The sequence below is a fragment of the Streptacidiphilus monticola genome (genome assembly GCF_042658505.1).
Classification (GTDB): domain Bacteria; phylum Actinomycetota; class Actinomycetes; order Streptomycetales; family Streptomycetaceae; genus Streptacidiphilus; species Streptacidiphilus monticola.
On the sequence record NZ_JBHSQJ010000100.1, the window covers coordinates 45549 to 58976 of the forward strand.

The 13428-nt window shown below is 71.7% G+C and carries 14 protein-coding genes; 5 read left to right on the plus strand and 9 right to left on the minus strand.

Translation table 11 applies throughout. The features are described from left to right. Positions 1 to 507 (minus strand): dUTP diphosphatase, encoded by a 507-nt coding sequence (gene dut, locus ACFP3V_RS23145; protein WP_380586675.1) that lies wholly within the window; start codon positions 505 to 507, stop codon positions 1 to 3. Between the two features lie 50 nt (positions 508 to 557). On the opposite strand from dut, the gene ACFP3V_RS23150 reads away from it, so the two are divergent. Then, positions 558 to 1052: a DUF3093 domain-containing protein gene (locus ACFP3V_RS23150; protein ID WP_380586678.1), complete on the plus strand. Its 495-nt coding sequence runs from the start codon at positions 558 to 560 to the stop codon at positions 1050 to 1052. Positions 1053 to 1069: 17 nt separating this feature from the next. Here ACFP3V_RS23150 and ACFP3V_RS23155 read toward each other — a convergent pair whose 3' ends face one another. From ACFP3V_RS23155 to ACFP3V_RS23175, 5 genes are all read right to left on the minus strand, one after another. Beyond that, a complete protein-coding gene (locus ACFP3V_RS23155) occupies positions 1070 to 1936 on the minus strand; it encodes a hypothetical protein (RefSeq protein WP_380586681.1) in 867 nt (288 codons plus the stop codon). 103 nt (positions 1937 to 2039) lie between these two features. Continuing rightward, a complete protein-coding gene (locus ACFP3V_RS23160; protein WP_037607432.1) occupies positions 2040 to 2339 on the minus strand; it encodes a DUF4193 domain-containing protein in 300 nt (99 codons plus the stop codon). Positions 2340 to 2688: 349 nt separating this feature from the next. Next, positions 2689 to 3651: an acyl-ACP desaturase gene (locus ACFP3V_RS23165; protein ID WP_380586684.1), complete on the minus strand. Its 963-nt coding sequence runs from the start codon at positions 3649 to 3651 to the stop codon at positions 2689 to 2691. An 81-nt stretch (positions 3652 to 3732) separates the two neighbouring features. Next, positions 3733 to 5034, minus strand: coding sequence for a sensor histidine kinase (locus tag ACFP3V_RS23170; RefSeq protein ID WP_380586687.1), 1302 nt, complete (start codon positions 5032 to 5034; stop codon positions 3733 to 3735). Positions 5035 to 5038: 4 nt separating this feature from the next. After that, positions 5039 to 5692, minus strand: a complete 654-nt coding sequence (locus ACFP3V_RS23175) for a response regulator transcription factor (protein WP_380586690.1) — start codon at positions 5690 to 5692, stop codon at positions 5039 to 5041. Positions 5693 to 5996: 304 nt separating this feature from the next. Here ACFP3V_RS23175 and ACFP3V_RS23180 point away from each other — a divergent pair, with 304 nt between their 5' ends. Continuing rightward, the gene (locus tag ACFP3V_RS23180) at positions 5997 to 6188 is read left to right on the plus strand and encodes a hypothetical protein (RefSeq protein WP_380586693.1); all 192 of its coding nucleotides are present in this window, start codon (positions 5997 to 5999) and stop codon (positions 6186 to 6188) included. A gap of 518 nt (positions 6189 to 6706) precedes the next feature. On the opposite strand, the gene ACFP3V_RS23185 is transcribed toward ACFP3V_RS23180, so the two are convergent. After that, positions 6707 to 7513: an inositol monophosphatase family protein gene (locus tag ACFP3V_RS23185; protein WP_380586695.1), complete on the minus strand. Its 807-nt coding sequence runs from the start codon at positions 7511 to 7513 to the stop codon at positions 6707 to 6709. Positions 7514 to 7530: 17 nt separating this feature from the next. Beyond that, the gene (locus tag ACFP3V_RS23190; RefSeq protein ID WP_380586698.1) at positions 7531 to 8673 is read right to left on the minus strand and encodes a ferrochelatase; all 1143 of its coding nucleotides are present in this window, start codon (positions 8671 to 8673) and stop codon (positions 7531 to 7533) included. Between the two features lie 93 nt (positions 8674 to 8766). Between ACFP3V_RS23190 and ACFP3V_RS23195 the strand changes: the two genes are divergently transcribed. Both ACFP3V_RS23195 and ACFP3V_RS23200 read left to right on the plus strand, forming a co-directional pair. Beyond that, a complete protein-coding gene (locus ACFP3V_RS23195) occupies positions 8767 to 10020 on the plus strand; it encodes an MFS transporter (protein ID WP_380586701.1) in 1254 nt (417 codons plus the stop codon). Further along, entirely contained in the window at positions 9971 to 11287 is a 1317-nt protein-coding gene (locus tag ACFP3V_RS23200) for a D-arabinono-1,4-lactone oxidase (RefSeq protein WP_380586703.1), read from the plus strand. The genes ACFP3V_RS23195 and ACFP3V_RS23200 overlap by 50 nt, the downstream gene beginning before the upstream one ends. Positions 11288 to 11328: 41 nt before the next feature. Here ACFP3V_RS23200 and ACFP3V_RS23205 read toward each other — a convergent pair whose 3' ends face one another. Continuing rightward, positions 11329 to 12156 carry a hypothetical protein gene (locus tag ACFP3V_RS23205; RefSeq protein WP_380586706.1) on the minus strand — a complete coding sequence of 276 codons (828 nt, stop codon included), beginning with the start codon at positions 12154 to 12156 and terminating at the stop codon, positions 11329 to 11331. Positions 12157 to 12600: 444 nt separating this feature from the next. On the opposite strand from ACFP3V_RS23205, the gene sepH reads away from it, so the two are divergent. Continuing rightward, a partial coding sequence (gene sepH / locus ACFP3V_RS23210; protein ID WP_380586708.1) for a septation protein SepH occupies positions 12601 to 13428 on the plus strand: 828 nt, incomplete at its 3' end.

Below are 13428 nucleotides of genomic sequence, written 5' to 3' on the forward strand. Positions count from 1 at the left end.
TCACTGTCCTTCCCGGTCGGGTACCTGGATTTCCTGCCCGGCCGCCGGAATGCTAACCGCGGCATGGCCCCCAGTCGACCCGAAGCCTCCTGCGGCGCGCGCCGATCCCGGCAGCTCCTCCACCTCGTGGAAGCGGACCCGCTCCACCCGCTGCACCACGAGCTGAGCGATCCGGTCCCCGCGGCGGAAGACCACCCGCTCACGCGGGTCGAGATTGACGACGATCACCTTGATCTCACCACGGTACCCGGCATCCACCGTTCCCGGGGCATTGACGAGTGCCACGCCGCAGCGGGCGGCCAGCCCCGAGCGCGGGTGCACGAAAGCGGCGTAGCCCTCGGGCAGCGCGATGGCCACCCCGGTGGGGAGCACCGCCCGCTCGCCCGGCTCCAGTACGACGTCCTCGGTGGTGCGCAGATCCGCCCCGGCGTCACCCGGGAGCGCATACGCAGGTGGGGGCAGCTCGGCGTCCAGTCGCCGCAGCAGCACCTCGACAGTTTCCTTCACGCGGCGACCCTACACGGGGAGGCGGACCGGACGGGCCGCACAATGGAGCCATGTCCTCCTCGTACGACGAGCGCCTCTCGGCGCCTCCGCTGCTCTGGCTGGTCCCGCTCGGCACCGGCGTCTCCGCCGGCCTGATCCTCTTCGTCTTCGGACCGGTCCTCGGCCTGCTCGGCCTGGTCGGCGGCACGGCCCTCGCCGCGGTGGTGCTGAGCAGCTACGGCTCGCCCCGGATCCGGGTCGTCAACGGCCACCTGGTGGCGGGCGAGGCGAAGCTGCCGCTGGAGGCTCTCGGGGAAGCCCATGTGATGGACAAGGAGGAGGCCTTCCTCTGGCGCACCCGCAAGGCGGACGCCCGCGCCTTCATGCTCCTGCGCGGCTACATCCCCACGGCCCTCCGGGTGGACGTGACCGACCCTCAGGACCCCACTCCCTACCTCTATCTGTCGACCCGTCATCCCGAGTCGCTGGCTGACGCCATCCGGGAGGGGCGAGCCCTTCAGGGGGGCGGGCAGGGGCGCGAGCAACCCGCCACCCACGGGGGTTAGGCCGCGGCGTTCGCGGCTCACCTGCCCCGAGGGGCTGACGGGGCGGCGCTCTCCCAGTAACCCGGATCGATCGGCGGCCTCGACCGCAGGTCCGCCCGCACCGTCCGGGCCAGCCGCTCCGTGTCCCTGCGATTGATCCGGGCACCGACGAACGCCCCGATCAGCAGGGGCGTCAACGTGGGCAGCTTCTTCAGGCCCGCACGGGTCATGCTCCTTCGCAGCTGCTTGCGCAGCGCCGCGCCCTTCGAGAGCGCGAGGAAGGTCGCGGGGTTGGTCAGATCCATCCCGCGGCGCTCGGACCACGCCATCAGATAGGCGTAGGAGCGCTGTCGGGCGTTGCCCGGCGCGGGTTGTCCGTAGATCTCGTACAGCTCCGCCACGAGCTTGAGCTCGACCGCCGAGACGGCCAGCAGCTCGGACGCCATCTCCACCGGCATCGCCGGCGGCACCGGCAGCATCGCCGCCGCACCCGCCCCCGCGCCGACCGCGGCGGACGCCTTGACCGCACCCGCGGCGACCCGGTCGGCCAGGTCCTCCGCCCGGAGCGCGTCGGGGTGCTGGGCCCGCAACGTCGCCAGGTCCCGGACGGGGATCCGGGGGGCGGCCTCCATGAGCCGGTCGGCCACGTACTGCGCGCCTCCGCGCGCGCCCGTGCCGACGGCTCGGCCGCCCTTCGACAGGCTCGCGCTGAGCCTGCCCGCGAGCGAGGCCATACGCCGGCCTCGCTCGCTGCGGGGGACGGTGTCCACTGCCCCTGTGGTGGGCCGGGACTCGTCCCAGAACTCCACTTCGGCGGCGATGCGCGCGAGCTCGTCCGTGGTGTCGCTCGCCTGCGCCGCGCCGCCGTCGTGGTCGGATCGTTTCGGCTTGCGGAACGGCCCCATGCGGTGCCTCCTTCCTCTCACCGTGCGATCTTGCGCCAGGACGGCTCTTCCCGCAGGCCTTTCCCCGGATCGGGGAACCGCCTGCGGCTGGACCGACGCCGGATCAGGCCGCGCAGTCGCGGCAGATCGGCTGGCCGTTCTTCTCGGACGCCAGCTGGCTGCGGTGGTGCACCAGGAAGCAGCTCATGCAGGTGAATTCGTCTGCCTGGCGGGGCAGCACGCGGACCGACAGCTCCTCGTTGCTGAGGTCTGCACCGGGGAGCTCCAGGCCTTCCGCCGCCTCGAACTCGTCGACGTCGACCGAGCTGGTCGACTTCTCGTTCCGGCGCGCCTTCAGTTCCTCGATGGAGTCCTCGTTGAGGTCGTCATCGGTCTTGCGTGGGGTGTCGTAGTCAGTTGCCATGTCACTCTCCCCCTGTGGGTTTGCGGGTATCTCCAGCGCACGTAACGCGCGGGGAGTCGGACTTGTGCCCGACCCGAGGGCGAGATTTTGCCTTACTTCAAGGCCCGTTACTCAATCGACACCCGACTTGCCCCCCGAAGAGGTGACCTGCAGGGCAATCGGTGGCATGCGGACCTTGAGCGTGCAGCGGGGGCCATTGAGCACATACCGTGATCAAGGCAGGTGCAAACCCCCGAATCCGACACATCAGCTGCGACGATCGACATCACGCTGCGTAGTCGAGCCAGCGAGAGGCTCCACCGCCCGAATACCGACACACGAGCCGGATTCGGCCATTTTGTGACCTTGGTCACACTTGGGACTTCTCCGCCCGGGCGGCCTCGCGGCGGGCCAGCAGCGCGGCCCGGCGCTCGTCGAACCGGGTCGCCTGGGAGTCGAGACCGCCGAGGAAGAGACCCAGCTCCTCCTGCGCCCGCTGCCCCTCGGGACCCAGGCCGGGCAGGTCGAGCACCTTGAGGTAGCGCAGCACCGGCTGGATCACGTCGTCGTGGTGTATCCGCAGGTTGTAGATGCCGCCGAGGGCGATCTGGGCCGCCGCCCGCTCGAAGCCGGGCATGCCGTGGCCCGGCATCCGGAACCCGGTGACCACGTCCGCCACCGCCCGCATGGCCTCGTCCGGGGCCAGCTCCAGGGCCGCCTGCAGCAGGTTCCGGTAGAAGACCATGTGCAGGTTCTCGTCGGTCGCGATCCGGGCGAGCATCCGGTCGCAGATCGGGTCGCCCGAGTGGTGGCCGGTGTTGCGGTGGGAGATCCGGGTGGCCAGCTCCTGGAAGGCCACATAGGCCACCGAGTGCAGCATCGAGTGGCTGTTGTCGGACTCGAAGCCGGCGGCCATGTGCGACATCCGCGCCCGCTCCAGCGCCACCGGGTCCACCGCGCGGGAGGTGAGCAGGTAGTCCCGCATCACGATGGAGTGCCGGCCCTCCTCCGCCGTCCACTGGTGCACCCAGGTCCCCCAGGCGCCGCCCCGGCCGAACATGGTGGCGATCTCGTGGTGGTAACTGGGGAGGTTGTCCTCGGTCAGCAGGTTGACGACGAGGGAGACGCGGGCCACGTCGGAGACGGGCGACTGCTCCAGCGCCCAGGCCTCGCCGCCCATCACCCCGTCGAAGTCACGGCCCTGGCTCCAGGGCACGTACTCGTGCGGCATCCATTCCTTGGCGACGCCGAGATGCCGGTCGAGCTCCCGCTCCACGACTTCTTCGAGCGCGTGCAGGAGACGGGCATCGGTCCACTGGACGGCGAGGGTCACGGGCAACTCTTCTCAACGGCGAACAACCTACGCTTCCGTAGGTTACGGCACCGTAGGTTGAACGAAAAGCCCAGGCCGCGGCTAGCCGAGGCTCGGCGGCCGTTCGGGCGCCCTGCTCGGCGGGATGCGCACGCGCATGGACAGGCCGCCGTCGGCCCGCGCCGTCGCCTCGATCGAACCGCCGTGCGCCCGGACCACGGACCGGACGATGGAGAGGCCGAGGCCCACGCCCTTGTCACTCTGCGTGCGCTCCTTGCCCTTCCCCCGCCGGAAGGGCTCGAAGATCTGCTCCAGCTCGTACGCCGGCACCACCGGGCCGGAGTTGGACACCGTCAGCTCGCCCCAGCCGTCCCGGCCGGGGCCCGCGGAGACCTCTACCCAGCCGTCGGCGGGCAGGTTGTACTTCACGCCGTTCTGGATGAGGTTCAGCGCGATCCGCTCCAACAGCACCCCGTTGCCGTAGACGACGGCCGGCTGCAGGGTGGCGCGCAGCCGCACGTCCCGCGACTCGGCCTCGGCCCGGGTCTGCTCGACCGCCTGGCGGGCGACCTCGCCGAGGTCCACGGGCTTGCGCTCGGTCAGCTCGTTCTCGCTGCGGGCGAGCAGCAGCAGGCCCTCCACCAGCTGCTCGCTGCGCTCGTTGGTGGCCAGCAGGCTCCGGCCCAGCTGCTGCAGGTCCGGCGAGGCGTTGGGATCGGACAGGTGCACCTCGAGCAGCGTCCGGTTGATCGCCAGCGGGGTGCGCAGCTCGTGCGAGGCGTTGGCGACGAACTTCCGCTGCGAGTCGAAGGCCCGGTCCAGGCGTTCCAGCATCTCGTCGAAGGTGTCCGCCAGCTCCTTCAACTCGTCGTCCGGGCCTTCGAGTTCGATCCGACGGTGCAGGTCGGAACCGGCCACGGCCTGTGCGGTGCGGGTGATCCGGCCGAGCGGGCTGAGCACCCGGCCGGCCATCGCGTAGCCGAAGAAGACCGCCAGGATCAGCAGCGCTATCAGGGCGCTGATGGCCTTGATCACCAGAGTGTGCAGGGCGGCGTACGACTGGTCGTGCACCGCGAGCTGCAGCCAGTCGTTGAGCTGGCTGCCCGTGAGCTGGGTGTGGTCCGCCGTCTCGATGCGGACGTTGTCGCCGACGCTGATCCGCGGGACCGTGATCTGGTTGAACGCCTGGTCCACGAAGAGGTACATGGCCAGGATCATGATCAGGCCCGCCAGCAGGAACATACCGCCGTAGTAGATCGTCAGGCGGATCCGCAGGGTGGGCCGGAACGGCAGCGAGGACTGGCGCACCTCGTGGCCCGGCCAGGGACGCCCGGCCGCCTTCCCCGCGGGCGCGGGCCTGGGCCGGGACGTGGGGCGTGACTTCGGTTCGGCAGGAAAGGGCACGGTCTCAGATCCGGTATCCGGAGCCCGGCACGGTGACGATCACCGGGGGCTCCCCGAGCTTGCGGCGCAGGGTCATCACGGTCACCCGGACGACGTTGGTGAACGGGTCGGTGTGCTCGTCCCAGGCCTTCTCCAGCAGCTGCTCGGCGGAGACCACGGCCCCGTTGGCGCGCATCAGCACCTCCAGCACCGCGAACTCCTTGGGCGCCAGCGAGACCGGCCTGCCGTCCCGCAGCACCTCGCGCCGTCCCGGGTCGAGGCTGATCCCGGCCCGCTCCAGCACCGGAGGCAGCGGCACCGTGGCCCGCCGCCCCAATGCCCTTACCCGGGCCACCAGTTCGCTGAACGCGAAGGGCTTGGGCAGGTAGTCGTCCGCGCCCAGCTCCAGGCCCTCGACCCGGTCGCTGATGTCCCCGGCCGCGGTCAGCATCAGCACCCGCGTGGGCAACTGCTCCTCGACCAGCTTGCGGCACACGTCGTCGCCGTGGACCAGCGGGAGGTCCCGGTCGAGCACGACCACGTCGTACTCGTTCAGCGCGATCCGGTCCAGAGCGGCCTGGCCGTCGTAGACCACGTCCACGGCCATCGCCTCGCGGCGCAGTCCGGTGGCGACGGCATCGGCGAGCAGCTGCTCGTCCTCGACCACGAGTACCCGCAACGGAGGTCCCTCTCTGTGGGCGTTCTGCTGGTTTTCGGACTCCATCCTGCCCCCTGGCCGTGTAAAGCACTGGTAAGCGGCCACGGGCCGCTCGTCACCGGACTGTCCGAAAAACTCACCCGGGTCGAGGTTTCCCTCCGGATGGCCGTGGGGAGGACGGTGGTTACACCCGCGATACACCTGCGCCACCAGGCGCTGCTGTCCCTCGCACCCGCCCGTTGTGCGGCCATCCGCGCCGGGCCCACCGGAAAGCACGTCCCGGTACGCCCGGGGTCCGCCCGACTCGTAGCAAGGGGGTCAACCCATGGACGCCTTCACCGCCGGCATCCTCCAGCGCATAAGGACCGCAGAGCAGGACCTCCACCGGGCCCTGGAGTCGGGTGACGACTTCCTGGCCGAGGTCGAGCAGTCCGAGCTCGACGACCTCATCCGTCTCGCCGCGGAGCACGGCATCAACGTCCGCCCCGCGCCCCTCGCCCCGCCGACAGCGGCGTAGCCGCCGGGGACGCGGGGAACTGCGCGACCAGCCCACCACTCGGGGAGGTCCGATCCCGTCTGCGGGACGAACCTCCCCGAGTGGTGTGTTGCTCGCGCAGTTCCCCCCCACCCTTCGGGCGGGGGTATCCCCAGCGCCCCTGGAGGTGCAGCTGGCTGGGAGTGCCGAGGGCCTGGAGCCTGTCCGGCGGATCTTCCCGGGCCCGCGCCGCCTGACACGGCCTCCCCCGAGCCTCCGGCCGGAAGCTGCCGCCACCCTGCGTTGCCGAAACGCCCACGTACGTCCAGTACGAGGGCGCTCCGCCGCCTTGGAGCCGGCCGCGCCTGGGGGCACCGCCCGCCCGAAGGGTGGGGGAACGACGCGGGCTGATCCGGAGAGATCCGCCGGACAGGCGGAACGCCCACGTACGTCCAGTACGAGGGCGCTCTGCCGCCTTGGACCTGGCCGCGCCTGGGGGCGCCTCTCGCCCGAAGGGTGGGGGAACAACGCGGGCTGATCCGGGAGAACGCCTACAGGCCCTAGTCGTGCCAGGCGCCCAGCTCGTCCAGCAGGATCTGGAGCTGCTCGAAGAGCCCCTCCGGGGCCACCACGGTCAGCTCGGGGCTCGGGGGCTGTCCGGTCCGGCCGGAGGCCCGCGCTCCGGCCTCCTCCGCGATCAGCACGCCCGCCGAGTAGTCCCAGGGGTTCAGGCCCCGCTCCCAGTACCCGTCCAGCCGCCCCGCGGCGACATCGCAGAGGTCCACGGCCGCCGAGCCGCCGCGGCGGATGTCGCGGAACCGGGGCAGCAGTTCGGCCACCACCCGCGCCTGCTGGGCGCGCCGCTCGCGCAGGTACCCGAAGCCGGTCGCGATCAGCGCCTGGTCCAGCGGGGGCGCCGGCCGGACCGCCAGCGGGCGGCCGTTCAACTGCGCCCCCCGTCCCCGCACGGCGTGCGCCGTCTCCCCGCGCGCCGGGATCTCGACGACGCCGACGACGCGCTCGCCGTCCAGCTCCGCCGCGATCGAGACGCACCACGCGGGCAGCCCGTACAGGTAGTTGACCGTCCCGTCCAGCGGGTCGACGATCCAGCGGACCCCGGACGTCCCGGTGACGTCGGCGCCCTCCTCGCCCAACATGCCATCGTCCGGGCGGCGTTCGGCGATCAGGCCGGTGATCAGCTTCTCCGCCGCGAGGTCCATCTCGGTGACGACGTCCACCGCGCTGCTCTTGGTCGCCGCCACCTCCAGGTGCTCGGGTCGGCCGTCGCGCAGCAGCGCGCCGGCCTGGCGCGCCGCCGTCAGCGCGACGTCGAGCAGTTCGTCCAGCAGTTCCTGACGATCCGTCATGGTGCCTTCGGTGCCTTTCAGTCGAGGCCCGCCGCAGCCGGGGCGTTGCCGCGCAGCGCTGGGCAGCAACCGGCCGGGCACAGGTCGTGGGAGGGGCCCAGGGACCCCAGCGCGCAGCGCACGGGCCGCTGCCCGCGCTCGGTCGCGGCGCGTTCCAGCACCAGGTCCCGCACCGCCGCGGCGAAGCGCGGGTCCGCGCCGACCGTGGCCGCGCGGGCGACGGGGAGACCGAGCCCCTCGGCCACCTCGCGCGCCTGGGTGTCGAGGTCGTACTTGACCTCCATGTGGTCGGAGACGAAGCCGATCGGCACCATCACCACGGCGGGCGCGCCGTCGGCGTGCTCGGCGGCGAGGTGGTCGCAGATGTCCGGTTCCAGCCATGGGATGTGCGGTGCGCCGCTGCGGCTCTGGTAGACGAGCTGCCACGGCCGCTCGGCGACGCCCGTCGCCTCGGCCACCCGCTCGGCGACCAGCCGGGCCACCTCCAGGTGCTGCGCGACGTACGCGCCGCCCGGGCGTCCGCGCGCCGGGTCGTCGGGGGCGCCGGAGGTGTCGGCGAGGGCGGTCGGGATCGAGTGGGTGGTGAACGCAAGCCGCGCGCCCGCGCGCAGTTCCGCCGGGAGTTCCTGAAGGGCCGTCAGGGTGTGGTCCACCATGGGCTCGACGAAGCCGGGGTGGTTGTAGAAGTGCCGCAGCTTGTCCACCTGCAGGCCGGTGACGCCCTCGTCGGCCAGCTGCGCCAGCGCGGCGGCCAGGTTCTCCCGGTACTGCCGGCAGCCGCTGTAGTTGGCGTATGCGCTGGTGCACAGCACGATCACCCGCCGGTGGCCGTCGGCCGCCAGCTCGCGCAGGGTGTCGACCAGGTACGGCGCCCAGTTGCGGTTGCCCCAGTAGACCGGCAGGTCCACCCCGGCGGCGGCGAGGTCCTTGCGCAGCGCCTCCAGCAGTTCCCGGTTCTGCTCGTTGATCGGGCTCACGCCGCCGAAGAGGAAGTAGTGCTGCCCCACCTCGGCCAGCCGCTCCCGCGGGATGCCGCGGCCGCGGGTGACGTTCTCCAGGAAGGGGACCACGTCCTCGGGACCCTCGGGACCGCCGAAGGAGAGCAGCAGCAGTGCGTCGTAGGGCTGTGCGGACACCTGGGATACCTGCGCGTCGGACATGGGGTCGATCCTGCCATCCCGCCCCGCAGGAAATTGTTTGACTCCACACGTAACCTGTCCTGGTTGGTTACATCCCTTACGGAGTAGTGCAGGGTGCTCTCGACCTACCGCAAGATCTTCGACGCGCCCGGAAGCCTGGGCTTCTCGCTCACCGGCTTCGTCTCCCGCATGCCGATCTCCATGATCGGCATCGGCACGGTGACCATGATCTCCGCCCTCCAGGGCGACTACGGCCTGGCCGGTGCCGTCTCGGCCACCGTCGCCCTGGCCGCCGCCGTCCTCGGCCCCCAGGTCTCCCGGCTGGTGGACCGCTACGGCCAGAGCCGGATCGCGCTGCCGTCGATGGCGGTGGCCGCCGCCGGGCTGGTGGCGGTCGTGCTCTGCTCCCGCTTCCACGCCCCGTCCTGGACGCTGTTCCTGGGCGCGATCGCCACCGGCACCATGCCGAGCATGGGCTCGCTGGTCCGCGCCCGCTGGGCCGGCATCTACGGCGGCTCGCCGCTGCTGCACACCGCCTACGCGCTGGAGTCGGTGGTCGACGAGGTGATCTTCATCGTCGGCCCGATCCTCGCCGTCGGCCTGTCCACCAGCTGGTTCCCGGAGGCCGGACCGCTCGCCGCGGTCGTGCTGGCCTGTGTCGGTGTGGCGCTGTTCAGCCTGCAGCGGGCCACCGAGCCGCCGGTGCGGGAGGAGTTGACGCGCCGTCAGCACGGGAGCTCCGCGCTGCGCACCCGCGGGCTGCTGGTGCTGGTGCTCACCTTCGTCGGGGTGGGCTCGGTCTTCGGCTCGGTCGAGGTGACCACCGTGGCCTTCGCCGACCACCTGCACCACAAGGCGCTCTCCAGCGTGGTGCTCGCGGTCTACGCGCTGGGCTCGTGCGTCGCCGGGCTGGTCTTCGGCACGCTGAAGCTCAAGGGGCCGCTGTCGCGGCGCTTCCTGGTGGGGATCGTCACACTCGCGCTGAGTATGCTGCCGCTCCTATTCGTGAAGAACCTCGTGGCCCTGGCGGTGGCGCTGTTCATCGCCGGCCTGTCCATCTCCCCGACCATGGTCACCACCATGGGGCTGGTGGAACGGATCGTCCCCGCGTCCAAGCTCACCGAGGGGATGACCTGGACCACCACGGGCCTCGCCGTCGGCGTGGCCGCCGGCTCCTCGGCCGCGGGATGGGTGGTGGACGGCGCGGGCGCGGCGGCCGGTTACTGGGTGACCGTCACCTCCGGGCTGCTCGCCGTGGCCACGGCGTTCCTCGGGGCCCGCCGACTCCGGTCGGCGCCGGAGCAGCAGGAGCGAGCACGTGAGCAGCAACCCCACCAGCACAGCCACGTGGACCAACTGGGCGGGTAACCAGAGCGCCCGGCCCCAGCGCGTCGTCACACCGGGCTCGACGGAGGAGCTGTCCGAGGCGATACGCCGGGCTGCTGCCGACGGCCTGACGGTCAAGGCCGTCGGCAGCGCCCACTCCTTCACCAGCATCGCCGCCACGGACGGCGTGCTGGTGCGGCCCGACCGGATGACCGGCGTCCGCGCCATCGACATCGAGAACGGCACCGTCACCGTCGAGGCGGGCCTGCCGCTGGAGCGGCTGAACCAGCTGCTGGAGCACGCCGGACTGGCCCTGACCAACATGGGCGACATCATGGTGCAGACCGTCGCGGGCGCCACCAGCACCGGCACGCACGGCACCGGTCGGGCCTCCGGCTCGCTGGCCGCGCAGCTCAGGGCGGTGGAACTGGTGCTGGCCGACGGCACGGTGACGACCTGTTCGGCCGAGGAGAACCCCGAGCTGTTCGCCGGCGCGCGGCTGGGCCTCGGCGCGCTGGGCGTGGTGAGCGCCCTCACCTTCGCCGTCGAGCCCGCCTTCCTGCTGCACGCGCACGAGGCGCCGATGGCCTTCGGCGAGGTGCTCGACCGGTTCGACGAATTCGCCGAGGAGAACGAGCACTTCGAGTTCTACTGGTTCCCGCACACCGAGGGCTGCACGGTCAAGCGCAACAACCGCAGCAAGGGGCCGGCACGGCCGCTGGGGCAGTTCAGGCGGTGGTTCGACGACGAGTTCGTGTCGAACACGGTCTGGGAAGGCGCCTGCCGGGTCGGACGGGCGTTCCCGAAGGCGGTCCCGGGCATCGCCAGGATCGCCAGCAAGGCGTGGTCGGAGCGGCAGTACACGGACGTGTCCTACAAGGTCTTCACCAGCCCGCGCCGCGTCCGTTTCACCGAGACGGAGTGGGCGATCCCCCGGCGGCAGCTGCCCGAGGTGCTGCGGGAGCTGAAGCGGCTGGTGGACGCCGCGGACTGGAAGATCAGCTTCCCGGTGGAGGTGCGGGTCGCCCCGGCGGACGACCTGTGGCTCTCGACCGCGAACGGCCGGGAGACGGCCTACGTCGCCTGCCACCTCTTCCGGGGAACGACGGACCCGGGCTACTTCACGGCGGTGGAACGGCTGATGACGGCCCATCAGGGCCGCCCGCACTGGGGCAAGCTGCACACCCGCGACGCGGAGTACCTGGCCACCGTGTATCCGCACTTCTCCGACTTCGTCGCGCTCCGCGACCGGATCGACCCAGAGCGCCGCTTCGCCAACGACTACCTGAGGCGCGTGCTCGGACAGTGAGCCGCGCCGCCCCGTCCGGGGGCGCGAAGCCCGGTCCGCCGTCAGGGGGAAGGTGTCGCGGAGGGGGTGGGCCGGGCCTGGGGTGACTGCGTCCCGGCGGAGGCGGACGGGCTCGGCGTCCCCGTCGCGGGGGTCGGGCCGGGGCTGGTGCTGGCGCCCGTCGGGGACGGCCCGCTGCCGGGCGAGGTCACAGCACCGGAGGAGGAGTTCTGCTGCTCCCCGCCGGAGGCGTGCGACGCGCCGTCACCCGACCCCGCCGTCGGCGTCGTCGTCGGCGTGGTGGACACCTGCTGGCGCGTGGACGAGCTGCCGCCGCCGAACGTCGTCCCCGAGCCGGACGTGTTCCGCACCACGTCCGCCATCGGCTTGCCCGCGACCAGCTCCGCCGCCGTCACCGTCCCCATGGCCACCGCGAAGACGAGCACCGAGGACAGGGCCAGCACCTTCCAGTTGCGCGGCCGCAACCGCCGGCGGCCCTGGTAGACGGTGACCGATTCCGCCGGGTCGGGCGGTGCGATTCTGGCCATCATCCGGGTGTGCTCGCCGCCCGGGTCGAAGGGATCGAATTCGGCCTCCGGCGAAGCGGTCCGCACGGGCACCGGGCCGGAGGACAGCTCGCGGAACTGCTCCCCGGTCCGCCGGAACAGGTGCTGGAAGAACGCGCCCCCGACAGTGGCTCCCACGCTGACCACCGCCGCGCCGCCGATCGTCCCGTACACGCCGAGTTCGGAGGCCAGCACCGCGCCGACCACCGCCGCCAGCGCGCTGGCCGCCACCTGAGCGACCGTCAGTTCCAGCCGCCTCCGCTTCGTGGCGTCAGCCGTCGCCTGCCGCTCGGCCGTTCGACCGCGCTTTGCCAAATCCTCCATCAATGCCCCTCGTTGTCCGCCTTTCTCCATCCTGCCTTCCTGTACGAGCGTTCGGGTGAGCCCATGGTTCCGGATGGCCGAAATGTGTGAAGATGATCACCGTCCACCACACGGTGGACAGCCATCGGAGTGGCGACCCTTGAGAATCCGGTGATTCGGGGGAGACTTGAGCCGCGAGCCGCACCACCCGGAGGCCACGAATGGAGTACTGTTCGTGACAGCCTGGCCGGTATGCGGTCGGCGGCGCTCGTCCCGGGGCACCGTCAACTCACAGCAAGCCGCCGGGATGCAAACAAGTAAACGTGCCATAACGGTGGGTCGTGGATAAGGACTGACACACCGGGTAACTCTGCAATGTTGTGGCCCGCCGCGCGTCGGCAGGCCACACTCGTTACGGGAGCAGCGACGCAGGTGACGTCGGCAGGCACCACCCGGGAGGTAACCGTGCCCGAACTGCGTGTCGTAGCCGTCAGCAATGACGGTTCACGGCTGGTGCTCAAGGCTGCCGACTCGACGGAATACTTCCTTCCGATCGACGAGCGGCTGCGTGCCGCCGTGCGCGGCGACCGTCCCCGCCTCGGCCAGATCGACGTCGAGAGCCACCTCCGTCCACGTGACATCCAGGCGCGGATCCGCGCCGGCGCCAGCGCCGAGGAGGTCGCCCAGCTCGCGGGCATCTCGGTGGAGCGGGTCCGCCGCTTCGAGGGCCCGGTGCTGGCCGAGCGCGCCTTCATGGCCGAGCGCGCCCGCAAGACGCCGGTGCGGCGTCAGGGCGAGTCCACCGGCCCGCAGTTGGGCGACGCCGTGGCCGAGCGGCTGCTGCTGCGCGGTGCCGAGAAGGACAGCACGGTGTGGGACTCCTTCCGCCGCGACGACGGCACCTGGGAGGTCGTCCTCTCCTTCTTCGCGGACACCCAGACCTACCAGGCGCGTTGGAGCTACGACCCGCCCCGGCGGCTGGTCGCTCCGCTGGACGACGAGGCGCGCTCGCTGATCGGCGAGACGCCGGAGCGGGTGGAGGAGCCCACCTTCCCGTTCGTGCCGCGCATCGCACGTCTGCCCGGATCCGAGCGGACCATCACCGACCGCGGCCTGGGCATGCGCCCGCACGCGCCGGAGCGTCCCGTCATCGAGCGCCCGGTGATCGAGCGGGCACCGGTCGAGCCCCCGGCCCCCGTGGTCGAGCCGGTCGTCGCCTCGCTCGAGGTGCCGCCCGTCGTCGCCGCCGAGCCCGGCGCGGCGGAGCCGGAGGCTCCCGCCGCGGCGGGGGGC